Genomic DNA, 23636 nt, shown 5'->3' with positions numbered 1-23636 from the left:
TCTCGAAACCATTGGGGATAGCGCATTCGACGGCTGCATTGGACTGACGGGCATCACTTTGCCGGACGGTGTCACCTCGATTGGGTATGGCGCATTCTACGGCTGCAGCAGCCTGACGGGCATTACTCTGCCCGACGGTGCTACCTCCATTGGGGAGGGTGCATTCTACGACTGCAGCAGCCTAACCGAGCTGGTGCTGCTGGCCCAAACGCCCCCGGATCTGGGGATGAGTGCCTTGTTTGGTGTCGGTTCGACGCTTCGCATCGTGGTTCCCGGGGGGAGTGTGGAAGCGTACAAACAGGCTCCAGACTGGGTGGGCTATGCCGCCTCTATCGAGGCCCTGTCCTATGGGCTGACAGTCGCCACGGACAGCCCTTCCCTGGAGCTGCCCCAGGGGGCAACCCCCGCTGGGGCGGCGTTCACCATCACCAATAACAGCAACGTCACCGTCTCCGGCCTGAAGGTCTCCTTAACCGACAGCGGCAATTTTGAGCTGGACACCTCAGAAATGGCCGCTTCCCTGGCCCCGAACGGCGCCACGACCTTTACCGTCACCCCCAGGAGCGGCCTGGCGGCGGGCTCCTATTCCACCGATGTCAATGTGACCAGCATGATTTCCAGCGTACCCGCCACCGCCAGCCTGACCTGTACCGTGAAGAAGGTGGAGATTGCCGCCGATCCCGCCAGCCTGGACTTTGGCAGCGCCTACACCGGCTATACCCAGCCCGGGAGTCAGACCGTCACCGTCACCAACACGGGTGAGCAGGCGGTTACCCTGACCCAGCCCCTGGACACCGCCTACTTTACGGTTGGCCCCCTCTCCGACGCTGCCTTGGCCGCAGGCGAACAGGCTGCCTTCACCGTCCAGCCCAAAACCGGGCTTGCCCCGGGGGAATATAGCGAAACCCTTGCCATTTCCGGCCAAAGCGGCGGCAGACCGGTGAAGCTCCAGGTGCTCCTCTCCTTCAAGGTGGCGGAGCCGGTCTACGGGATTTCCTCCGATACCACGGTATGGAACTTCGGGACAGTGACCGAAGGCTATTCAGAGGCCCCCGCCGGGAAAGAAGTTACCGTTACCAATACCGGCAACCAAACGGTAACGGTTACGCTGCCCGCCGGCACGAATTACGCCATCACAGCGGGAGCGGGCTTCGCGAATGACGCCGCTACCCTCGCCCCGAATGGTACGGCCGCCTTTACCATCCGGCCCAAGACCGGACTGGCCCCGGGAACTTACAGCGAAACCCTTACCGTTTCCGGCACTTACAGCGTGAGCGCCGACGTGGCGCTGCGCTTTGTGGTGGAGCGGCAGAGCGGTGGCGGCAGCTCCGGCGGCGGTGGCGGCGGCTCCGGCAGCGCCATGTATGCCGTGTCCCTTGCCGCTCCGGAGCACGGCACAGTGACGGTATCCCCCAAGAGCGCCGTCAAGGGCAGCACCGTGACGGTGACCGCCACCCCCGATGAGGGCTACCGGCTGGACACCCTGACCGTCACCGACAGCCAGGGCAACCGGCTGAAGCTTACCGACCAGGGCGGCGGCAAGTTTACCTTTATCATGCCCGGCTCCCAGGTGAAGGTGGAGGCCTCCTTCGTCCTGATCCCCCAGGAGCCGGAGCCCCTGCCCTTTGCCGACGTGGCCGAAACCGCCTGGTACTACGACGGGGTGCGCTATGCCTACGAGCATGGCCTGATGACTGGCACCAGCGAAACCACCTTCAACCCCGACGGGGCCACCTCCCGGGCCATGCTGGCCGCCATCCTGTGGCGGCTGGAGGGCAGCCCGGTGGTCAACTACGCCATGGATTTTGCCGATGTGGAGGAGGGCCAGTGGTATACCGAGGCCATCCGCTGGGCGGCTTCTGAGGGGATCGTCACCGGCTACGGCGACGGTACCTTCGGCACCAACGATTCCATCACCCGGGAGCAGTTTGCCGTCATGCTCTACCGCTACGCAGGCACGCAGCCCGCCTCCAGTACGCTGAGCGCCTTCCGGGACGGGGCGGCCGTCAGCGAGTGGGCGGCGGAGGCCATGGGCTGGGCGGTGGAAGCGGGCCTGATCACCGGCACCGGCGACGGCTCCGCCCTCACTCCCCAGGGCCAGGCCACCCGGGCCCAGGCCGCCGTCCTGCTCATGCGGTTCTGTCAGGAATACATGGCCTGAGCGGCCCACCATACGAAAAAAGCCCCATAGGTACGGTTCCGTACCTATGGGGCTTTCCCTTTGTCTACAGCAATGTGGGAATTAGCTCCGCCAGCTTCTGAGCCAAAAGCCGGTGGCTCTCCTTTGTCAGATGCATATGGTCCACGGTGTTCTGCGCCAGGCCCAGCTGGTTTGCGTCCAGGAAGGAGCACCCCAGCTCCCTGGCGGCGGCCCGGAACTGGCCGGGCAGCCGGAGGGACTTTTCCACACACCCGGCCCCCATCTCCTGGGCCACCGGGGAGCGCTCCACCCCCTTGCCGATGGCCAGGGGGGCGATGACCAGGATGTTGGCTCCGCCCGGCCCCCAGCAGTCTATGGTCCGGGCCTTCCGGACCAGCCGGGTCAGGCCCTTTCCGATGGCGCAGGCGTTGGCGCCCAGCCGCTCCTTGGTGTCGTTGGTGCCCAGCATGATCACCAGCAGGTCCACCGGGGCGTGGCTGTTCAGGCAGGGGTAGAGATAGGGCAGGGCGGGCATGCCCTCCTCCACCGGGTCCTCAAAAACCGTGGTGCGTCCGGGCAGACCCTCCTCCACCACCAGATAGTTCTGGCCTAGGAGCGCCTGCAGCAGGCAGGTCCACCGCTCCTCCTCCCCAAAGCGGAAGAAGGGGGCCTCGGGGCTGTAGCCGTGGGTGTTGGAATCCCCCAGACAGACGATGTGCCGGCGCACTTACTTCAGCTCGGGCAGGGAAGCGGCGGCCACCGACTGACCCACCCGGCGGGCCTTCTCGTCGGGCAGGGTGGGGATGATCTTGCCGGAGAGCTCCGGATACTCGTCGGCCAGCACCTGCTTGCAGGTGTCCAGGATGATGTCGCCGCCCTTGCCGGACATGACCCGGCCCAGCAACAGCACGTGCTTGAAGCCGTAGAAGTGGTGGTACAGGGCCAGAGAGTGGCCCAGATACACGCCGATGGAGCGGTAAATGGCCTCTGCCGGGGAGTTGGGGCTCTCCATGATCTTCTGGACTTCCTTCAGCTTCTCGGCGGGGGAGAGGTCGGGGGAGAGGTTGATGCCGGCGGCGGGAGCCAGCTTGATCACGCCGTCCTGGGAGAAATACTTCACGCCGCAGCCGATGTCGCCGGACCACTCGTCCTCCATGGCGGCGGGGTTGGCGTCCACCGGGGCGAAGGCCAGCTCGTTGAGCCAGCCGGTGATGTTGCCGTTCTGGTCCACGTAGCCCACCGCCTCGCTGGTGCCCATGGCGATGCCCATGATGTTGTTTTCCTCCAGGCTCATGGCCCCGGCCAGGGCGGACACGTCGCCGTCGTTGGCCACCACGTAGGGCACGTCGCCGAAGGTATCGGTGATGGCCCGGATATAGATATCCTTCACCTTGGCGTCAAAGTCCTCCTTGGGCACCTTCAGGAACAGGGAGGCCACCATGGTGCGGTTTTCGATGTAGATGCCGGCGGAGGACACGCCCACCGCGTCTACCCGAGGCATATGCTCGGCGGCCGACTTGAGGGCGGCCACAATGCCGTCGTAGTGGTAGTCGGGGTCGGAAGTGGTCTTGGGGTGCCACACCACCTCCTCGGAAAACACCGGCTCGCCGTCGATCACGGCGGACACCTTCCGGTCGGAGCCGCCGGCGTCAAAGCCGATGCGGCAGCCGCCCAGGTGGCGGCCCACCGCCTGGGGATTGCTGCACTCGGCGGGCAGAGCGTCGCAGGACACCACCTCAAAGGGCTTTTCATAGACGTTGGACATAAACTCGGCGTCGAAGGACCGCTGACCGCCCACGCAGTAGGTGGCCTTCATGGCCGCGAAGATATCCTTGTCGCCGCAGATATAGACCTTGAAGCCGCCCATGTACCACAGCATGGTCTTGATCAGCCGGTCCACATAGTACCGGTCGGCCTGGGCCATCTCCGGGGTGCCGTGGATGAAGGTGTTGTACACCGCCACCTCGCCGCCGGCCCGCTCCACCGCGATGCCCAGGGGCTTTTTGGCGTCCTTTAAAAAGGCCTGGAAGAATTTGCCCAGAGGCAGAAAGCCGGGGTCCAGCTCCGGGCTGTGCTTGACGGAGACCTCAATTCCAAGATGATTCATAGAAACCGTTCCTCCTTATTTTATATGAAATAGACGGCATTGCTTGTCTATAGGCTATCAGCTTTTTTGAATCTGTCAAGCATATTTTCAGAGTTTTGAAAATTATTTTCTTTTTTCCCTTGACGGGGCGTAAACCGGCGGGTATGATGGAGGTAGTTCAAGGTGTTTTTTTAAGTTTGGAAAGGTGGGTTTGATCATCATGGATATGACCGCGCGTCTGCAAGGGCATCAGAAGTGGATCCAGGAGGAGCTGGAGCGCAGCGTGGCCTTCTGGCTGAACAACGGAATGGACCTGGTCCACGGGGGCGTCTATACCTGTCTGGACCGGGAGGGCAAGGTGTTTTCCACCGACAAGAGCGTGTGGATGCAGGGCCGGTGCGCCTGGACCTTCGCTTACCTGTGCCATGTGTACGGGGTAAAGGAGGAGTGGCTGAAGGCCAGCCGCAGCTGTCTGGACTTTATGGAGAAGTACTGCATCAACCGGGAGGCGGGCAACCGGATGTACTTCACCGTCACCGCCGACGGCAAGCCCCTGCGCCAGCGCCGGTACTGCTTCTCCGAGGGCTTTTATGCCATCGCCAACGCCGAGTATTACGGCGTTACCGGGGAGAAGGTGTGCCTGGAGCGGGCCCGGGCGGCCTATGAGCTGATCTGGAATCTGAACCAGGGCCTCATCAAGGACCCCACCGGCCTGGGGGCCAAGACCATCCCCGAGACCCGGTCCGGCCGGGCTCTGGCCAACCCCATGATCTACCTGAATATCACCTCCGTGCTCCGCCGGGTGGACCCGGAGCAGGAGGCCCTGTACGATCAGCGGGCCAAGCAGTGCGTGGAGGAGATCTTCCGCTACCACTACAAGCCCGAGCTGGGCTGCACCCTGGAGAGCGTGGGCCCCAACGGGGAGTTCCGGGGCGACGTGACCGAGGGCCGGGTAGTCAATCCCGGCCACGACATCGAGTGCTCCTGGTTCCTGATGGAGGACGCCAACCGCCGGGGGGACAAGGATCAGCACGCCACGGCGGTGAAGATCTTCGACCAGGCCATCAACGCCGGCTGGGACTATCAGTACGGCGGCCTGCTCTACTTTATTGACTGCCTGGGCCGTCCCCCCGAGGCCTATGAGCACGACATGAAGCTGTGGTGGCCCCACGACGAGATCCTGATTGCCTCTCTGATGATCTACCGTGACACCGGCGACGAGAAGTACCTGACCTGGTTTGAGCGTACCCTGGACTACTGCAAGGAGCACTTCTCCGACCCCGAGTTCGGCGACTGGTACGGCTATCTCCGCCGGGACGGCAAGCCCACGGAGCCCGCCTGCAAGGGCAGCACCTTCAAGGGCCCCTTCCACCTGCCGCGCATGCTCATCATGTGCGACCGGATGCTGGACCAGCTGCTGAACAAGAAATGAGGGGGCGTCTATGCCCTTGGGTAATGTTTTTGAGAAAATCAACACCGAGTATTATGAATTGACCAGCGCTGAGAAAAAGGTGGCCGACTATGCGGTGATCCACCAGCAGCGTACCCAGTTCATGTCCATCTCCGAGCTGGCGGAGGAGGCGGGAGTGGCGGAGGCCACCATCTCCCGCTTCTGCCGCCGGCTGGGCTATAAAGGGTACAGCGCGTTCAAGCTGGCCATTGCCACCGCCACCGCCGGACGGGGGGAGCAGACGCCCAGGGAGGACCAGGTGCTGTCGGCGGACAGCGTGCAGGAGATGGCCCGGAAGGTGTACGACGCCGACCTGGCGGCCATGACCCAGACCCTGGAGCTTGTTCAGCCGGAGGCCATCCGCAAGGCGGCGGATCTGCTGGTGTCGGCCAACCGGGTGCTGTGCATGGGACAGGGGGGCTCCATGATCCTGGCCCAGGAGTGCGCCCATCTGTTCAGCACCGTCCAGCCCAATTTTGTTCCCGTGATGGACTCCCATCTACAGGCCATGGTCGCCGCCCAGCTGACGCCGGGAGACGCGGTGATCTACTTTTCCTACTCCGGCTCCACCAAGGAACTGCTGAAAAACCTGCGCATCATCCGGGAGCGGAAGGCCAGGGTGATGCTGATCACCCGTTTCCCCAAGTCTCCCGGCGCCTCCTTCGCCGACGTGGTGCTCCAGTGCGGCTCCCGGGAGGGCCCGCTGCAGGGCGGCTCCGTGGCCGCCCGCATCGCCCAGCTCTACCTGCTGGACGTGCTCTTCGGCGAGGTGTGCCGCCGGGACCCGGAGGGCTGCCTCCGGCGGCAGGAAATGGTGGCCGAGGTGCTGTCAGACAAGCATATCTGACCGGGGCTGAAAATGAAAGAAATTTGCAGAAGGAAAAAGAAAAGAAAAAAGTTTTGAAATCGTATTGACAAATCCTGCACAAAACTGTACAATCTATACAACGGGTCCTTTGTAGGAAAGAAGCAATTTTATAAAAAATGAGGAGGATACGACTATGAACATGAAGAAACCTCTTGCCCTCCTGCTGGCCGCTGGCATGACCCTCGGCCTGGCTGCCTGCGGCGGTACCCAGGGCAGCACTGAGTCCCCCGCTGCCGGCGGCGAGACCGGCGGCAGCAACACCGGCAGCACGGTGGAGCTGAGCCTGTGGGCTTTCAACATCGGCGGCTTTACCGAGGCCTCCAACTGGGATTCTCTGATCGCCGCCTTTAACGAGGCCAACCCCGGCATCAATGTCACCGTCACCCCCATCAACTACCAGGACGGCGACCAGAAGCTGACCACCGCCATCAGCTCCAACAACGCCCCCGACATCATCTTTGAGGGCCCCGAGCGCATCGTGGGCAACTACGCCCGCAACGGCCTGATGGTGGATCTGGGCGACCTGTGGACCTCCGGCGGCTCCGACATCGCCGAGGGCATCTCCTCCGTGTCCCAGCTGGACGGTACTTACTACATGTATCCCCTGAGCGTGGCCGCCCACTGCATGGCCATCAACTACGAGGCCTTTGAGGCCGCCGGCGCCCTGCAGTATCTGGACGAGGAGAACCGCACCTGGACCACCGACAACTTCGTGAAGGCCATGGAGGCTGTCCGCGACGCCATTGCCGACGGTACCATCGCTGTGAAGGTTCCCGGCATCATCTACTGCGGCGCCCAGGGCGGCGACCAGGGTACCCGCGCTCTGGTGAACAACCTGTACTCCGACTACTATGTCAATGAGGACGGTACCTCTTACCTGGCCAACAGCGAGAACAACGTGAAGGCCCTGACCCTGCTGCAGGATATGGTGAACAACGGCTCCATGAGCGCCAACGCCAGCTTCGCCGCTGCCGACGAGCTGCAGGCCTTTGCCAACCAGACCGCTGCCGTGACCTTCTGCTGGAACTACTCCAACTACACCCAGTATGCCGAGCAGACTCAGTTCACTCCCTTCGCCATGGCTTTCCCCTCTGACGACGGCGTGCCTGAGCTGGAGATGGCCGGCCCCTATGGCTTTGGTATCTTCGACAACGGCGACGAGGCCAAGATCGAGGCCGCCAAGAAGTTCATCCAGTTCGTCTGCGACGACCAGACCGCTGGCGTGGAGGCTGTGAAGACCACCGGCTTCTTCCCCGTGCACTCCAGCTGGGGCGACGTCTATGCCGGCGCTGAGGACGCCGAGCTCCGCGCTCCCTTTGCTCTGATGAGCGATTACCTGGGCCGTTATTACAACCTGACCGGCGGCTGGACTGAGCAGCGTGCCCTGTGGTGGCCCATGCTGGCTGCGATCATGACCACCGGCGCCGACGTGCAGACTGAGGCTGACAACTTTGTTCAGCAGGCTAACGCCAACATCGGCTGACCCTGAGCCGACAAGCCTGACGTGAGGTAACAATGTTGTGCCCGCTCCCTGAGAGGGGGCGGGCACATTTTTTATCCCCGGGAGGTCCCGGACGAGCGATACTGGATTGAAAGAGGGGAGAGACTCATGGCGCAAAACACCGTAGCGGCTCCAGCCCAGACCAAGCCAAAAAAGCAGAAGCCATCCCAATTCTCCGGCATGAGCAAGGCGTTGGTCCGGAGAGAGACCATTTCCGCCTACTTGTTCCTGCTGCCCAGCCTGATTTTCTTTGTTTCCTTTGTGGTGGTACCCATGTTTATCTGCGTGGTGTACAGCTTCCTGGAGTACGATCTGAGCGGCGTAAGGGGCTTTGCCGGGCTGGATAACTACATCAAGCTGTTCCAGGACCCTGTTTTCCACCGGGGCTTTCTGAACACGGTGCTCATCGTGGTGGTGGCGGTGCCCACGGTTGCCGCCTTCTCCCTGTGGGTGAGCTCCGCCATCTATAAGATGCACCCCCTGCCCCGCTCCTTCTTCCGCTGTGTGTTCTACCTGCCGGTGGTCACCGGCTCGGTGGCCATCACCGTGGTGTGGAAGTGGATCCTCCACCCCTATTACGGCCTGCTCAACCAGGTGGCCGGCACCGGCACCTTTGACTGGCTGGGCAATCAGCACACCGCCATCTGGTTTATCATCCTGATTCTGTTCACCACCTCCATCGGCCAGCCCATCGTGCTGTATGTGGCGGCCCTGGGCAACGTGGACCAGTCCCTGGTGGAGGCCGCTCAGGTGGACGGCGCCACCAAGCTCCAGGTGTTCTGGAAAATCAAATGGCCCCAGATCATGCCCACCACCCTGTACGTGCTGGTCATCACCACCATCAACTCCTTCCAGTGCTTCGCCCTCATCCAGCTGCTGACCAAGGGCGGCCCGCTGAACTCCACCATGACCATCATGTATCAGGTGTACGATACCGCCTACCGGCTCAACGATCTGGGCTACGCCAACGCCATCGGCGTGGTGCTGGCCATCATCATTGCCATTTTCTCCGCGGTCCAGTTCAAGCTGGCCAAGACTGAGTAAGGGGGGAGAGAGAACATGAAAGCAAAAACCACCGATCTGAGCGGAACGTCCACCGGCTACAAGGTATTTGCCGCCGTGGTGCTGGTGCTGCTGGCGATTTTCTTCCTGTTCCCCCTGTACTGGATTGTCACCGGCTCCTTCAAGAACGTCATTGAGATCAACGCCAACTATCCCATCTGGTTTCCCCAGAACCCTACCTTAGAGAACTATGCCACGCTGTTTGAGCGCCCCGCGTTCAAGTGGCTGTTCAACATCATTTTCATCTCCGCCGCCGCCATGGTGCTCACCTGCCTTACCGCCGCTCTGGCCGGCTATGCCCTGGGCAAGAAGCGGTTTTATGGCCGGGCCGTCCTGTTTACCATTATCATCTGCGCCATGGCCCTGCCCAAGCAGGTCATCGTCATCCCCCTGCTGCAGGAGATGACCTTTTTCCACATGAATGACAACCTGTGGGCCGTGATCCTGCCCACTGTGGGCTGGCCCTTCGGCGTATTCCTGATGAAGCAGTTCTCCGAGACCATCCCCAACGAGATCCTGGAGGCCGCCCGGGTGGACGGTGCGGGCGAGCTGCGCACCTTCTTCAGCGTGGTGTTCCCCATGATCAAGCCGGGCATCGGCGCGCTGGCCATCTTCACCTTCGTCAATACCTGGAACGACTACTTTCTCCAGCTGGTCATGCTGACCAGGGACAAGAACTGGACCCTGCCCCTGGCCATTGCCAACCTGCAGGGTGAAATGTCCACCGACTTCGGCCTGATCATGGCCGGCGCGGCCCTGGCGGCCATCCCCATCGTGGTGGTGTTCATCGCCTTCCAGAAATACTTCACTCAGGGTATTGCCATGGGCGCCGTAAAGGGTTAAAATGATATAACAAGATTGAGAGAAGGATTGTAATATGAGCGACCTGAAAAAGTACCAGGGCGTCATCCCTGCTTTTTATGCCTGCTATGATGAGGCGGGCAACATTTCTCCCGAGGGCGTCCGCGCCCTGACCCGCCACCTGATCGGCAAGGGGGTCAACGGCCTGTATGTGGGCGGCTCCTCCGGCGAGTGCATCTACCACAGCGTGGCTGAGCGCAAGCTGGTGCTGGAGAACGTGATGGCCGAGGCCAAGGGCAAGGTGGTCATCATTGCCCATGTGGCCTGCAACAACACTGCCGACTCCTGCGAGCTGGCCGCCCACGCCGAGAGCCTGGGTGTGGACGCCATCGCCGCCATCCCCCCCATCTATTTCCACCTGCCTGAGTACGGCATTGCCCAGTACTGGAACGACATTTCCGCCGCCGCCCCCAATACCGACTTCATCATCTATAACATCCCCCAGCTGGCCGGCGTGGCCCTCACCCCGTCCCTGCTGGCTGAGATGAAGAAGAACCCCCGGGTCATCGGCGTGAAGAACTCCTCCATGCCCGTCCAGGATATCCAGATGTGGCGGGACGCCGGGGTGATCGTGTTCAACGGGCCCGACGAGCAGTACATCTCCGGCCTGGCCATGGGCGCCTGCGCCGGTATCGGCGGCACCTACGCCGTCATGCCCGAGCTGTTCCTGAAGATCTATGACCATTTCCAGAAGGGCGAGATGGAGCCCGCCCGTCAGATCCAGAACGACATTGACCGCATTATCTATAAGATGTGCTCCGCCCACGGCAACCTGTATGCCGTGATGAAGGCCATTCTGGCCAAGAGCGGCGTGGTCTGCGGCTCCGTCCGCAAGCCCATGCCCGGCCTGATTGACAGCGACGCCGCCGTGGTGGACGAGGCTGCCGCCATGATCGCCGACGCTATCGCCAAGTATTGTTGATAGGAGATAACCGGTATGCGTATTTATCAATCGGAAGACTACAAGGCCATGAGCCGCCGGGCGGCCAATATCATTTCCGCCCAGGTGATCTACAAGCCCGACTGCGTGCTGGGTCTGGCCACCGGCGGAACCCCGGTGGGCACCTACAAGCAGCTGGTGGACTGGTACAAGGAGGGCGACCTGTCCTTTGCCGAGGTCCGCTCGGTGAACCTGGACGAGTATCTGGGCCTGTCTCCCCACCATGAGCAGAGCTACCGCTATTTCATGCAGAGCAATCTGTTTGATCACATCGACATCAAGCCGGAGAACACCCACGTGCTCAACGGCCTGGCCAAGGACCCCCAGGCGGAGTGCGCGGCTTACAACAAGCTGATCCAGGACCTGGGCGGCATTGACCTGCAGCTGCTGGGCATGGGCCACAACGGCCACATCGCCTTCAATGAGCCCGGTGACGACTTCGGCCTGGAGACCCATCTGGTCACCCTCACCGACCGCACCATCGACGCCAACACCCGGTTCTTCGACAGCCGGGACGACGTACCCCGCCAGGCCCTGAGCATGGGCATCAAGAACATCATGAACGCCCGGCGGATCCTGATGGTGGTCAGCGGCGAGGACAAGGCGGAGGCCGTGCTCAAGGCCTTTGCCGGCCCCGTGACCAAGGAGGTGCCCGCCTCTGTGCTGCAGCTCCATCCCGACGTAACTCTGGTGGCCGACAAGGCTGCCCTCAGTAAATTGGTGGAAGCAGGTGTGTCTGTATGCGGATAACCGGCGGTCAGGTCTTTGACCTGCAGGAGGGGTTTGTACAGCGGGACGTGTGCTTTGACGGCCGCCTTCTGTCCAACTCCAGCTCCGACGGCCAGAGCTATGACGCTACTGGCTGCTACGTGATCCCCGGCCTCACCGACCTGCACTTCCACGGCTGCAAGGGCCACGACTTTTCCGACGGCGACCCGGAAGGGCTGCAGGTGATGGCTGAGTACGAGCTGTCCCGGGGCGTGACCCAGATCTGTCCGGCGGGCATGACCCTGCTGGAGGAGCAGCTGACCAAGATCTGCCAGGTAGCCGCCGCCCACCGGGCGGCCGACAAGCCGGGCGCCGCCCTGTGCGGCATCAACCTGGAGGGGCCCTTCCTCTCCATGGCCAAGAAGGGCGCCCAGAACGGCGACTGGCTCCACGCTCCCGACGTGGCCATGCTCCGCCGCCTGATGGCGGCCTCCCAGGGCCTGGTGAAGCTGGTGTCCCTGGCCCCTGAGGAGCCCGGTGCCATGGAGTTTATTGAGGCGGTGGAGAGCGAAGTTACCGTCTCTCTGGCCCACACCACGGCGGACTACGACACCGCTATGGAGGCCTTCCGGCTGGGCGCCCGGCAGGTGACCCATCTGTTCAACGCCATGCCTGCCTTCAGCCACCGGGCTCCCGGCGTGGTTGGAGCGGCTTTGGATACCCCTCTGTGCAATGTAGAGCTGATCTGCGACGGCGTACATATCCACCCCGCGGTGGTGCGTGCCGTGTTCAAGATGTTCGGCGCCAAGCGGGTGATCCTGATTTCGGACACCATGCGGGCCGCCGGCATGCCCGACGGCGCTTATACCCTGGGCGGCCAGGACGTAACCGTGAAGGGCAAGTACGCCACCCTGGCCGACGGCACCCTGGCCGGCTCGGTCACCGACCTGATGAGCTGCATGAAGACTGCCGTGTCCTTCGGCATCCCTCTGGCGGATGCCGTCCGGGCCGCTGCGGTCAATCCGGCCAAGTCCATCGGCATTTTCAGCCGGGCCGGCAGCCTGGAGCCCGGCAAGCGGGCCAACGTGGTCATTCTGGATGAGAATCTGGAAGTCAAAGATGTCTTTTTCCGCGGCAAGCCAGTCAGCCGCTGATAAAGAACCCCCAAATCAAGCCTCCGGTCCTACTCCATTTTTATAGGGCCGGGAGAGCCGTCAAAAAGGAGGAAAAAACCGCCGGCCGGCGGTGCGGCAGTGTGGAGACCTGTCGTAAAGTCCGTGGGGTAGCCACTCCCCGCGGGTGAGAGGGCGGTTGCGGAGGTAGCGTCCTTACGGCCAAGCATTATGGCAACAGTATCTCTGAAAGGCATCAAGAAGATCTACGACAACAAGGTGACTGCCGTCCACGACTTCAATCTGGAGATCGCGGACAAGGAATTCATCGTGCTGGTTGGACCTTCCGGCTGCGGCAAGTCCACCACGCTGCGGATGGTGGCCGGTCTGGAGGACATCTCGGAGGGCGACCTGCTCATCGGCGGCAAGCGGATGAACGATGTGGAGCCCAAGGACCGGGACATCGCCATGGTGTTCCAGAGCTACGCGCTGTACCCCCATATGACGGTCTATGAAAACATGGCCTTCGCCCTGAAGCTGCGGAAGGTGCCCAAGGAGGAAATTGACAAGAAGGTGCGGGAAGCCGCCGCCATTCTGGATATCACCCAGTATCTGGACCGCAAGCCCAAGGCTCTGTCCGGCGGCCAGCGTCAGCGTGTGGCCATCGGACGCGCCATCGTCCGTGATCCTCAGGTGTTCCTGATGGACGAGCCGCTGTCCAACCTGGACGCCAAGCTGCGTAACCAGATGCGCGCCGAGATCATCAAGCTGCGCCAGCGCATCAACACCACCTTTATCTACGTGACCCACGACCAGACCGAGGCCATGACCCTGGGCGACCGGATTGTGATCATGAAGGACGGCTTCATCCAGCAGATTGGCACCCCTCAGGAGGTCTTTGACCGTCCCGCCAACCTGTTTGTGGCCGGCTTCATCGGCACGCCCCAGATGAACTTCTTTGACGGCAAGCTGACCAAGCAGGGCGGCAAGTACCAGATCACCGTGGGTACCGCGGTGATGGAGCTGGCCGACCAGGCTCAGCAGATTCTGACCGAGAAGGGCGCCGGGGACATGGACGTGACCGTGGGCGTCCGGCCCGAGCACATTACCTTTGCGCCTGAAGCCGGCTCTCACACCATCTCCAGCAAGGTGGACGTGTCCGAGATGATGGGCAGCGAGGTGTACCTCCACGTCAACGCCGTGGGCAAGGACGTGGTGCTGCGGGTGCCCACCGTGGACCTGCCTGAGGAGCACCGGGCCGGTATTCCCTATGGCACCGAGATCAACTTCACCTTCCGGCCTGAACTCATCCACCTGTTCAACCCCGAGACCGAGCGCAACGTGCTGTATTGATTCCAACAAAAAGCTCCGCGAACCTTTGGTTCGCGGAGCTTTTTCTTTTTAGTAGGGATCCAGCGGATCCACGTCCACCGGATGGGTTTTGCGGTACTCCTTGGTCCAGCGGGAGAGCTGAAACAGGGTCCACAGGTCGGCGGCGCCGGAATAGACCAGGGCTGCGCCGATGAGCTGCACCAAGGTAGCGCCTGCCAGCATGGGCCAGAATACCACCACCAGGCCCAGTACCACGGTGATGAGGGAGAGCACCAGATAGATGGTCCAGCCGCCGTGCTCCATCCGCCGCAGCTCCAGGGCCCGCTTCAGGTTGAGCAGCCCGTCAATGAGGATATAGATGCCCAGAATCATGGTCAGGATGTTCTGGAACAGGGTGGGCTGGAAGAGCAGCACCACGCCCACTGCGGCGGCCACAATGCCCAGCAGCAGCGCGAGGAAGCTGACCGCCCGCCGCTCCTCCGCCCGGCAGAAGCCCACGATGGCAAATATCCCGTACAGCAGCAGGATCCCTCCGGTGAGGTAGCACAGCACGTCCATCACCGTGACGGGCCACAGCAGCAGCACCAGACCCAGCAGCACATAGAGGATGGCCAGCACCACAAAGCTGACGGTGAGATTTTTCAGCCGGTCTCTCATGTTACGACCTTCCTTTCCGGGGGCAGCAGCTTACTGCCAGCCCTTGCACACGTCAATCCAGCCGGCGCTGTTTGCCAGCTGGGCCAGCTCGTCGCAGTTGAGCTGAACGGCGGAGGCGGCGTTGCCCGCCGCGGGGTAAATGGTGTCAAACCGCTGCAGGGATACGTCCAGATAGGCGGTGACGTTGGGGTGGGTGATGGCGAAGGGGCACACCCCGCCGATGGTGTGTCCGGTGAATTCCACCACCTGGTCGGGAGTGAGCATGGTGGCCTTGTGGTGGAACTGGGCCTTGAACTTGCTGTTGTCGATCTTGGCGTCCCCGGCGCACACGATGAGAATGGCCCCGTCCTCATGGACAAAGGAGAGGGTTTTGGCAATGTGGGCGGGCTGGCAGCCCACTGCCTGAGCGGCCAGCTCCACCGTGGCGCTGGAGACGTCAAACTCCCGGATCCGGTCCTCGTAGCCCCGCTCCCGCAGGTAGGCCCGGCAGGCTTCGATGGACATGGCTCACTTGCCTCCCTTTTTGGCCTCAGCCTTGGCCAGGAACCGGTCCACGGTGATGATAAACCGCTCATGAGTGCCGCCGCCGATGGCCCCGGCCTCGTCAAAGGCCTTCACCGCGAAGGTGAGCTTCTTGCCCTCCACGGCCGTCAGCTCCGCCTCAGCCCACACCTTCATGCCCACGGGGGTGGCGGCGTCGTGGGTGACCTCCAGCTTGGTGCCCACCGTGCCCTGGCCCTCCTCCAGCTGAGCCTGCACCGCGTTGACGGCGGCGTTCTCCATCAGGGCGATCATGTAGGGGGTGGCGAATACGGGCACCAGGCCGCTGCCTACGGCGGCGGCGGTGTTCTGCTCGGTTACGACGGTCTCCGCCTTACCCTTGCTTCCAACAGCGAGAGACATGTTGTTCAAACTCCTTTCGATTCCAGCATGCGTTTGAGATATTGCCCGGTGTAGCTCGCCGGACAGGCGGCCACCTCCTCGGGGGTGCCGGTGGCCACGATGGTGCCGCCGCCAGAGCCCCCCTCGGGGCCCAGGTCGATGATGTGGTCGGCGGTCTTGATCACATCCAGGTTGTGCTCGATGACCACCACCGTGTTGCCCACCTCCACCAGCTTCTGCAGCACTTCAATGAGCTTGTGGACGTCGGCGGTGTGCAGGCCGGTGGTGGGCTCGTCCAGAATATAGATGGTCTTGCCGGTGGATCGCTTGGCCAGCTCGGTGGCCAGCTTCACCCGCTGGGCCTCGCCGCCGGACAGCTCGGTGGAGGGCTGGCCCAGCTTCACGTAGCTCAGGCCCACCTCGTAGAGGGTCTGGAGCTTGTTGTACAGTCTGGGCAGGGCCTCAAAGAAGGGGAGGGCCTCCTCCACCGTCATGTCCAGCACCTCGTAGATGTTTTTGCCCTTGTAGCGCACCTCCAGGGTCTCCCGGTTGTACCGCTTGCCCTTACACACCTCGCAGGGCACGTAGATATCGGGGAGGAAGTGCATTTCGATTTTGATGAGGCCGTCGCCCTGGCAGGCCTCGCACCGGCCCCCCCGCACGTTGAAGGAGAACCGGCCGGGACCGTAGCCCCGGGCCTTGGCGTCGGGGGTGAAGGCGAACAGGTCCCGGATGTCGTTGAACAGCCCCGTGTAGGTGGCGGGGTTGGACCGGGGGGTGCGGCCGATGGGGGACTGGTCGATGTCGATGACCTTGTCCAGATACTCCTCCCCCTCGATGGCGGCGTGCTTGCCCGCCCGGGTCTTGGCCCGGTTCAGGTCGGCGGCCAGCCGCTTGTAGAGGATCTCGTTGACCAGGGAGGACTTGCCGCTGCCCGACACGCCGGTGACGCAGGTGAAGGTGCCCAGGGGGATGGACACATCCACATGTTGCAGGTTGTTCTCCGCCGCGCCCTTGATGGTGAGGAAGTGGCCGTTGCCCTTCCGCCGCTCGGTGGGGACGGGGATCTGCTTCCGGCCGGAGAGGTAGTCGCCGGTAATGGAGCCGGGGGTGTTCATCACCTCTTCGGCGGTGCCGCAGGCTACCACCTGTCCGCCGTGGACGCCGGCCCCCGGGCCGATGTCCACAATATAGTCGGCCTGGCGCATGGTGTCCTCGTCGTGCTCCACCACCAGCAGGGTGTTGCCCAGATCCCGCAGGTGCTTTAAGGTGTCCAGCAGCTTGTCGTTGTCCCGCTGGTGCAGGCCGATGGAGGGCTCGTCCAGAATATAGAGCACCCCCATCAGGGAGGAGCCGATCTGGGTGGCCAGCCGGATGCGCTGGCTCTCGCCGCCGGACAGGGTGGCGGCCGCCCGGCTGAGGGTCAGGTACTGCAGCCCCACGCTCTGGAGGAAGCCCAGCCGGTTTTTGATCTCCTTGAGGATCCGGTCGGCAATGAGCATCTTCTGCTCCGACAGCTCCAGGCGGTCGATGAAATCCAGCGCGTCGGTCACCGATTTCCGGCAGAAGGCGTCGATGTTCAGCCCTCCCACCGTGACCGCCAAAGCCTCCTTCCGCAGCCGCTTGCCGCCGCATTCGGGGCAGGGCCGCTCGCCCATGCAGTCCTCCAGGTCACGGCGCATGGCGTCGGACTGGGTCTCCTTGTACCGCCGCTCCAGGTTGTTGATGATCCCCTCAAAGGGCTGCATGAGGGTGCCGTGGCCGTTGGCCCGGTCATAGGTCAGCTTCAGCTTTTCCCCACGGGTGCCATAGAGGATCACGTCCATGACCTCCTCCGGCAGATCCTTTACCGGGGTGGTGAGCTTGAAGCCATATTTTTTGGACAGGGCGTCGAAATACATCCGGGAGATGGAGTCCCCCTTGATGTTGTTCCAGCCGGAGGCGGTGATGGCCCCGTCCAGAATGGACAGCTCCTTGTTGGGGATGATCAGGTCGGGGTCCACCTTCAGCTGGGAGCCCAGGCCGGTACAGGTGGGGCAGGCGCCGAAGGGGTTGTTGAAGGAGAACATCCGGGGGGAGAGCTCCTCAATGGAGATGCCGCAGTCCTCGCAGGCGTAGTTCTGGGAGAACAGGATGTCCCGGTCCTCCCCCACGATGTTGATGACCACCAGCCCCCCCGCCAGGTTGGAGGCCACCTCCACGCTGTCGGTAAGCCGCCGGGCGATGTCCTCCCGGATCACCAGCCGGTCCACCACGATCTCGATATTGTGCTTCTTGTTTTTGTCCAGCTCGATGGTCTCGGTCAAATCGTACAGGGACCCGTCGGCCCGCACCCGGACGTAGCCGGACTTCCGGGCGTCCTCAAAGATCTTCTGATGGGTGCCCTTCTTGCCCCGCACCACCGGGGCCATCACCTGGATCCGGGTGGCCTCGGGGAGAGAGAGCACCTGGTCGATGATCTGGTCAATGGTCTGCTGCTTGATCTCCTTGCCGCACTTGGGGCAGTGGGGGGTGCCCACCCGGGCCCACAGCAGCCGGAGGTAGTCGTAGATCTCGGTCACCGTGCCCACGGTGGACCGGGGGTTTTTGGAGGTGGTTTTCTGGTCGATGGAGATGGCGGGGGAGAGGCCGTCGATGTAGTCCACGTCGGGCTTTTCCATCTGCCCCAAAAACATGCGGGCATAGGAGGACAGGGACTCCACGTACCGGCGCTGCCCCTCGGCGTAGATGGTGTCAAAGGCCAGGGAGGACTTGCCGCTGCCCGACAGGCCGGTGAGCACCACCAGCTTGTCCCGGGGGATGTCCACGTCGATATTTTTCAGGTTGTTGGCCCGTGCGCCTTTGACGGAAATATGGTCCAGCATAATGGAAGAACTCCTTTGAAACGATCAGTAGCCGAATACCTTGGCCACATCCTCCAGCATGTCCCGGATGGGCAGGTTGTAGGGGCAGCGCTTTTCGCAGGCGCCGCACATGACGCAGGATCCGGCGTGATAAGGCATGGCCTTGTACCGCTCCTGGGCCCAGCCCGCCAGTCCGTACTTGCGGGCATAGTTGGCCAGCAGGAAGTTTTGGGGGATGTCGATGCCGTTGGGGCAGGGGGCGCAGTAGCCGCACCGGCGGCAGAACTGGGTGCCCAGCTCCTTGCGGATGGCGGCGCAGCGGTCCAGCTCCTCCTGGGTGAGGGGGGCGGTCAGGTCCACGGCGGCGTTGCGCTCCACCTCCTCCGGGGAGCCCATGCCGGGGATGGCGATATCCATGACGCCGGAGGCGGCGATGTACCGCAGGGCCAGGTTCCAGTCCTCCAGATTGCCGCCGGCCAGAGGCTTCATGGCGATGGTGCCCATCCCCTTCTCCCGGGCCAGGAGCAGGATGTCCTTGCCCTGGTCCTCCACGATGTTGAAGGGGAACATGACGGTCTCCAGCTTGTCGGCGTAGCGCTCTACCACAATTTTCATGGCGTCGGCGCTGTGGCAGGTGACGCCGATGTGGCCCACCTTACCAGCGGCCCGGGCCTCGGCCAGGGCCTCGTAGGCGCCGTCCGGCCCGAACACCGTGTCGATGTCCTTTTCCAGCAGATTGTGGAGCTGGTAGAGGTCAATGTGGTCCGTGCGCAGGTTTTTCAGACTGGTCTCCACGTCTTTGGCCATGGAGGCCTTGTCCCGAGACATGCTCTTGGTGGCCAGGATAAACTTGTCCCGGCGGCCCTCCAGGGCGGTCCCCAGATACTCCTCGGACACGGTGTAGCCCCGGGCGGTGTCGATATAGTTGATGCCGTATTCCTCCAGCTTGTCCACCGCCGCCAGGGTGTTGGCGGCGTCGGCGCGCTGGATGGGGATGCCGCCGAAGGAGAGCACGGAGGCTTTGAGTCCAGTTTTACCCAAAGTAACGTAATTCATGTCAAACACCTCGTCTATTTTCCATATCATCCCGGATCAACCGGGAGAAGCTCAGCCTTGTCCCCGCAGTTCGATGATGCGGTCCCGGAGCACGGCGGCGTACTCGAACTCCAGCCGCTTGGAGGCCTCCCGCATCTCCTTCTCCAGCTTGGCGATGGCGGCCTCCCGCTCCTTCTTGGACAGGGCCTGCTTGGAGTGGGGCAGCTCCCCCTTCTCCTCCGACAGGTCGATGACGTCCCGCACCGACTTGATGATGGTCTTGGGCACGATGCCGTGGGCCTGGTTGAAGGCGTCCTGCTTGGCCCGCCTCCGCTCGGTCTCGTCCATAGCCCGGCGCATGGAGGGGGTGATGGAGTCGGCGTACATGATGACCAGGCCGTCGGCGTTGCGGGCCGCCCGGCCGATGGTCTGGATCAGGGAGGTCTCGGAGCGGAGGAAGCCCTCCTTGTCGGCGTCCAGAATGGCCACCAGACTGACCTCCGGCAGGTCCAGGCCCTCCCGCAGCAGGTTGATGCCCACCAGCACGTCGAAGGTGCCCAGCCGCAGGTCCCGGATAATCTCCATCCGCTCGATGGTGTCGATGTCGTGGTGCATATACCGCACCTTGATGCCCGCGTTGGTCAGGTAGGCCGTCAGGTCCTCGGCCATCTTCTTGGTGAGGGTGGTGACCAGCACCCGCTCCTTCCGGGCGGTGCGCTCGTTGATCTCCCCAATGAGGTCGTCGATCTGCCCCTCCACCGGCCGCACCTCGATTTTGGGGTCCAGCAGGCCGGTGGGGCGGATCACCTGCTCCACGATCTGGCCCGACCGCTCCCGCTCATAGTCGCCGGGGGTGGCGGACACATATACCACCTGGTTGAGCCGCTTCTGGAATTCCTCAAATTTCAGCGGCCGGTTGTCAAAGGCGCAGGGGAGCCGGAAGCCGTAGTCCACCAGGGAGGTCTTGCGGGCCCGGTCGCCGTTGTACATGGCCCGCACCTGGGGGAGGGTGACGTGGCTCTCGTCGATGAAGAGGACAAAGTCCCTGGGGAAATAGTCCAGCAGGGTGTGGGGGGGCGACCCGGCGGGCCGGCCCTCGATCACCCGGGAGTAGTTCTCAATGCCGGTGCAGTAGCCCAGCTCCTGCATCATCTCCACGTCGTACATGGTGCGCTGCTTGATGCGCTGGGCCTCGATGAGCTTGTTTTCCTGTTCAAAGAAGGCCACCCGCTCCTCCAGCTCCCTGTAGATCTCCTGGATGGCGGCGTCCATCTTCTCCTTGGGGGTGACATAGTGGGTGGCGGGCCAGACGGGGATGGTGTTGAGCCGCCGGATGGGGGCGCCGGTGACCACGTTGATCTCGGAAATGCGGTCGATCTCGTCCCCGAAGAACTCCACCCGGATGGCGGAGTCCTTCCAGTAGGCGGGGAAGATCTCCACCGTGTCCCCCCGGACCCGGAACATGTTGCGCTCAAAGGCGATGTCGTTGCGCTCATAGCGGATGTCCACCAGCTTTTTCAGCAGCTGGTCCCGGTCCATGGTGGCCCCCACCCGGAGGGAGACCATCATCTTGGCAAAGTCCTCCGGCTCGCCCAGGCCGTAGATGCAGGACACTGAGGAGACCACGATCACGTCCCGCCGCTCCATCAGGGAGGCGGTGGCCGCCAGCCGCAGCCGGTCGATCTCCTCATTCACCGCCGAGTCCTTTTCGATAAAGGTGTCGGTGTGGGGGATATAGGCCTCCGGCTGGTAGTAGTCGTAGTAGGAGACGAAATATTCCACCGCGTTGTGGGGGAAAAACTCCTTGAACTCGGCGCACAGCTGGGCGGCCAGGGTCTTGTTGTGGGCCAGCACCAGGGTGGGCCGCTGCACCGCCTCAATGACCTTGGCCATGGTAAAGGTCTTGCCCGAGCCGGTGACCCCCAGCAGGGTCTGTTCGTCCAGGCCGTTCTCAATGCCCGCCGCCAGGGCGGCAATGGCCTCCGGCTGGTCGCCGGCGGGCTGATAATCGCTGACTACTTCAAATTTCGGCATACCGTCACCTCACGCCCCCATTGTACCAAAACAAATGTTCTAACGCAACAGAAACTTCCACGCCCTCAGGGCTGGTAATAGCCGCTGTCCCGAAGGGAAACCATATCGTCGTCCACGAAGATCAGGTGGTCCACCAGCGTAATGCTCATAGTGCTCAGGATAGAGGCCAGGCTTTGGGTGGTGGCCAGATCCTCGGGAGAGGGGAAGGCCAGGCCCGATACGTGGTTGTGGGCCAGCACCACGCCGGCGGCGTTGAGGGACAGGGCCGCCTCTGCGATGAGCCGGGTGGTGACGGTAACGGCGTTAACGTTGCCCTCCCCCAGCCTGCGCACGCCCAGCACCTTATGCTTGCCGTCCAGGCAGAGCAGGCACAGCATCTCATTCCGGGCGCCGAAAAAGTAGGGCCGCAATAAGGTATAATAGTCTTTGGAACTCTGTGCAATGTCGTCTACCTGGGTGCGGATAGTGAGATACCGGCCGGCCAGCTCCTTTACCACCTTGAAGAGAACGGCGGCGTGCTCTCCCACGCCCTTGACCTTCTGCAGCTCCTCCGGAGTGGCGTCCAGCACCCCGGCCAGGGAGCCGAAGTGCTCTATCAGCTCGTGGGCCAGGGGATTGGTGTCGCTGCGGGGGTTGGCGTAAAAGAGCAGGAGCTCCAGGACCTTGTGGTCGGGAAAGGAGTCCGGCCGGGCCAGAAATTCAGTTTTCATGCGCTGGCGGTGACCGTCGTGGGTGCCCATGGCCAGACCTCCTCCCTGTCAGTTTAGCGGGCGCCGTACTCCTTCAGGTAGGCCTCCATTCTGCCCCTCATCTCGTCGTCGATATACACCTTGCCGTCGATCTCCCGGTTGTGGAGGAAGGAGATGATCTCCTTCACAGTGACGATGGGGTGGACGGCGATGCCGTAGTCCTCCCGCAGCTCGTCCAGGGTGGAGCAGTCCCGGGTGCCCCGCTCCATCCGGTCCACAGAGACGATGAGGGCCTTCATGTTCACCTTGGCCACGTGCTTGAACAGCTCGATGGACTCCCGGACGGCGGTACCGGCGGTGACCACGTCCTCCACGATCACCACGTTGTCCCCGTCCTGGGGCTTGTAGCCCACCATGGAGCCGCCCTCGCCGTGGTCCTTGACCTCCTTGCGGTTGAAGCAGTAGGGCAGGTCCCGGTCATAGTTGCGGTACAGGGAGGCGGCGGCGGACACCGCCAGGGGGATGCCCTTGTAGGCGGGGCCGAACAGGCAGTCGATGCCGTCGGGCAGGCTGTTCTGGATGCAGGCGGCGTAGTAGTCACCCAGCTTGGCGGCCTGGGCGCCGGTCTTGTAGTTGCCGGTGTTGATGAAGTAGGGGGTCTTGCGGCCGGACTTGGTGGTGAAATCTCCGAAGGTGAGCACCCCGGCGCGCACCATGAAGGTGATAAATTCTTCCTTGTAGGTCATGGCAGAAAACCTCGCTTTTCCAAAATTGTCGAACCATTATACCACTATTTATAGTTACCGGCAAGGCGGAGCTGGGTAAGACAGGAAAAACTGTTTTTTAGGAAAATTTAATGTAACAGCTGCCATAGATGTGATACAATACAAAAGATTTCAAAAGAGGAGTGTTGTACTTGGAACTGCTGAAGTGGCTGACGTCCACCAATCTGGGAGAGATGTTTTTCACCATGCTGGTGTCCATGGTGCCCGTCATCGAGCTGCGGGGGGGCGTGCCCTTCGGGACCGCCCTGGGCCTGCCGGTAGGTCAGGCGCTGGTGGCCGCCATCATTGGCAATATGATCCCTATTCCCTTTATTATTGTCTATATCCGCCGGATTTTTCTCTGGATGCGGCGGAAATCCAAAAAGCTCAACGCCCTGGTGGATAAGCTGGAGAAGAAGGCCCACCTGAAGGGGCAGAAGGTGAGCAAGTACAAGTATGTGGGCCTGTGGCTCTTTGTGGCCATTCCCCTGCCGGGCACTGGCGCCTGGACGGGGGCCCTGGTGGCGGCCTTTCTGGACATGCCCCTGCGGAAGGCCCTGCCCTCCATTTTCCTGGGGGTGGTGACCGCCGGACTGATCATGACCTTCGCCACCGGCCTGGTGGTGGCCACCGTGGGGGGCTGAGACCCTTTTTCCCTCTGCCGCATAAGAT

Annotated in this window: 21 protein-coding genes; 11 read left to right on the top strand and 10 right to left on the bottom strand. The window is 62.5% G+C overall.

All coding sequences use genetic code 11. From position 1 onward, the window contains the following. The coding region (locus tag B5F88_RS09085) for an S-layer homology domain-containing protein (RefSeq protein ID WP_087344670.1) at positions 1-2161 on the top strand (2161 nt) is incomplete at its 5' end. Positions 2162-2225: 64 nt separating this feature from the next. On the opposite strand, the gene B5F88_RS09080 is transcribed toward B5F88_RS09085, so the two are convergent. Continuing rightward, positions 2226-2867, bottom strand: coding sequence for a GDSL-type esterase/lipase family protein (locus B5F88_RS09080; protein WP_087344666.1), 642 nt, complete (start codon positions 2865-2867; stop codon positions 2226-2228). Next, positions 2868-4247: an ROK family protein gene (locus B5F88_RS09075; RefSeq protein ID WP_087344663.1), complete on the bottom strand. Its 1380-nt coding sequence runs from the start codon at positions 4245-4247 to the stop codon at positions 2868-2870. It lies immediately after the preceding gene. 199 nt (positions 4248-4446) lie between these two features. Here B5F88_RS09075 and B5F88_RS09070 point away from each other — a divergent pair, with 199 nt between their 5' ends. The 9 genes from B5F88_RS09070 (at position 4447) to ugpC (ending at position 14081) form a co-directional block, all read left to right on the top strand. Beyond that, on the top strand, positions 4447-5658 hold the full coding sequence (locus tag B5F88_RS09070; protein WP_087344683.1) for an AGE family epimerase/isomerase: 1212 nt from the start codon (positions 4447-4449) through the stop codon (positions 5656-5658). Positions 5659-5668: 10 nt separating this feature from the next. After that, a complete protein-coding gene (locus B5F88_RS09065) occupies positions 5669-6523 on the top strand; it encodes a MurR/RpiR family transcriptional regulator (protein ID WP_087344660.1) in 855 nt (284 codons plus the stop codon). Between the two features lie 154 nt (positions 6524-6677). Continuing rightward, positions 6678-8027, top strand: a complete 1350-nt coding sequence (locus tag B5F88_RS09060; RefSeq protein WP_087344657.1) for an ABC transporter substrate-binding protein — start codon at positions 6678-6680, stop codon at positions 8025-8027. A gap of 126 nt (positions 8028-8153) precedes the next feature. Beyond that, positions 8154-9089, top strand: coding sequence for a sugar ABC transporter permease (locus B5F88_RS09055; RefSeq protein ID WP_087344653.1), 936 nt, complete (start codon positions 8154-8156; stop codon positions 9087-9089). 15 nt (positions 9090-9104) lie between these two features. Further along, positions 9105-9950 (top strand): carbohydrate ABC transporter permease, encoded by an 846-nt coding sequence (locus tag B5F88_RS09050; RefSeq protein WP_087344648.1) that lies wholly within the window; start codon positions 9105-9107, stop codon positions 9948-9950. A 34-nt stretch (positions 9951-9984) separates the two neighbouring features. Continuing rightward, positions 9985-10890, top strand: a complete 906-nt coding sequence (locus tag B5F88_RS09045; protein WP_087344645.1) for a dihydrodipicolinate synthase family protein — start codon at positions 9985-9987, stop codon at positions 10888-10890. Positions 10891-10905: 15 nt separating this feature from the next. Beyond that, positions 10906-11658, top strand: coding sequence for a glucosamine-6-phosphate deaminase (gene nagB, locus B5F88_RS09040; protein WP_087344639.1), 753 nt, complete (start codon positions 10906-10908; stop codon positions 11656-11658). Continuing rightward, entirely contained in the window at positions 11649-12770 is a 1122-nt protein-coding gene (nagA, locus tag B5F88_RS09035; RefSeq protein WP_087344634.1) for an N-acetylglucosamine-6-phosphate deacetylase, read from the top strand. Before nagB ends, nagA begins: the two co-directional genes overlap by 10 nt. 189 nt (positions 12771-12959) lie before the next feature. After that, entirely contained in the window at positions 12960-14081 is a 1122-nt protein-coding gene (ugpC, locus tag B5F88_RS09030) for a sn-glycerol-3-phosphate ABC transporter ATP-binding protein UgpC (protein WP_087344630.1), read from the top strand. A gap of 48 nt (positions 14082-14129) precedes the next feature. Here ugpC and B5F88_RS09025 read toward each other — a convergent pair whose 3' ends face one another. The 8 genes from B5F88_RS09025 to pyrE form a co-directional block, all read right to left on the bottom strand. Continuing rightward, a complete protein-coding gene (locus tag B5F88_RS09025) occupies positions 14130-14717 on the bottom strand; it encodes a DUF308 domain-containing protein (RefSeq protein ID WP_087344627.1) in 588 nt (195 codons plus the stop codon). A 30-nt stretch (positions 14718-14747) separates the two neighbouring features. Beyond that, entirely contained in the window at positions 14748-15221 is a 474-nt protein-coding gene (locus tag B5F88_RS09020) for a YbaK/EbsC family protein (RefSeq protein ID WP_087344623.1), read from the bottom strand. Positions 15222-15224: 3 nt separating this feature from the next. After that, a complete protein-coding gene (locus tag B5F88_RS09015) occupies positions 15225-15620 on the bottom strand; it encodes a thioesterase family protein (protein WP_087344620.1) in 396 nt (131 codons plus the stop codon). A gap of 5 nt (positions 15621-15625) precedes the next feature. Next, positions 15626-18463 carry an excinuclease ABC subunit UvrA gene (gene uvrA / locus B5F88_RS09010; RefSeq protein WP_087344616.1) on the bottom strand — a complete coding sequence of 946 codons (2838 nt, stop codon included), beginning with the start codon at positions 18461-18463 and terminating at the stop codon, positions 15626-15628. 24 nt (positions 18464-18487) lie between these two features. Further along, positions 18488-19498 (bottom strand): aldo/keto reductase, encoded by a 1011-nt coding sequence (locus B5F88_RS09005; RefSeq protein WP_087344613.1) that lies wholly within the window; start codon positions 19496-19498, stop codon positions 18488-18490. A 51-nt stretch (positions 19499-19549) separates the two neighbouring features. Further along, entirely contained in the window at positions 19550-21511 is a 1962-nt protein-coding gene (gene uvrB / locus B5F88_RS09000; RefSeq protein ID WP_087344609.1) for an excinuclease ABC subunit UvrB, read from the bottom strand. A 65-nt stretch (positions 21512-21576) separates the two neighbouring features. Next, positions 21577-22251 (bottom strand): DNA repair protein RadC, encoded by a 675-nt coding sequence (radC, locus tag B5F88_RS08995; RefSeq protein ID WP_087344605.1) that lies wholly within the window; start codon positions 22249-22251, stop codon positions 21577-21579. 23 nt (positions 22252-22274) lie between these two features. After that, complete coding sequence (pyrE, locus tag B5F88_RS08990; RefSeq protein WP_087344601.1) at positions 22275-22946, bottom strand: orotate phosphoribosyltransferase; 672 nt, start codon at positions 22944-22946, stop codon at positions 22275-22277. 170 nt (positions 22947-23116) lie between these two features. Between pyrE and B5F88_RS08985 the strand changes: the two genes are divergently transcribed. Beyond that, a complete protein-coding gene (locus B5F88_RS08985) occupies positions 23117-23608 on the top strand; it encodes a small multi-drug export protein (RefSeq protein WP_242959703.1) in 492 nt (163 codons plus the stop codon). The last annotated feature ends 28 nt before the right edge of the window (positions 23609-23636 follow it).

Origin of the sequence: Flavonifractor sp. An306 (genome assembly GCF_002159455.1) — a bacterium.
Classification (GTDB): domain Bacteria; phylum Bacillota; class Clostridia; order Oscillospirales; family Oscillospiraceae; genus Flavonifractor.
Note: the sequence above shows the minus strand (reverse complement) of the source record. Positions and strands in the feature narration are given on the sequence as shown.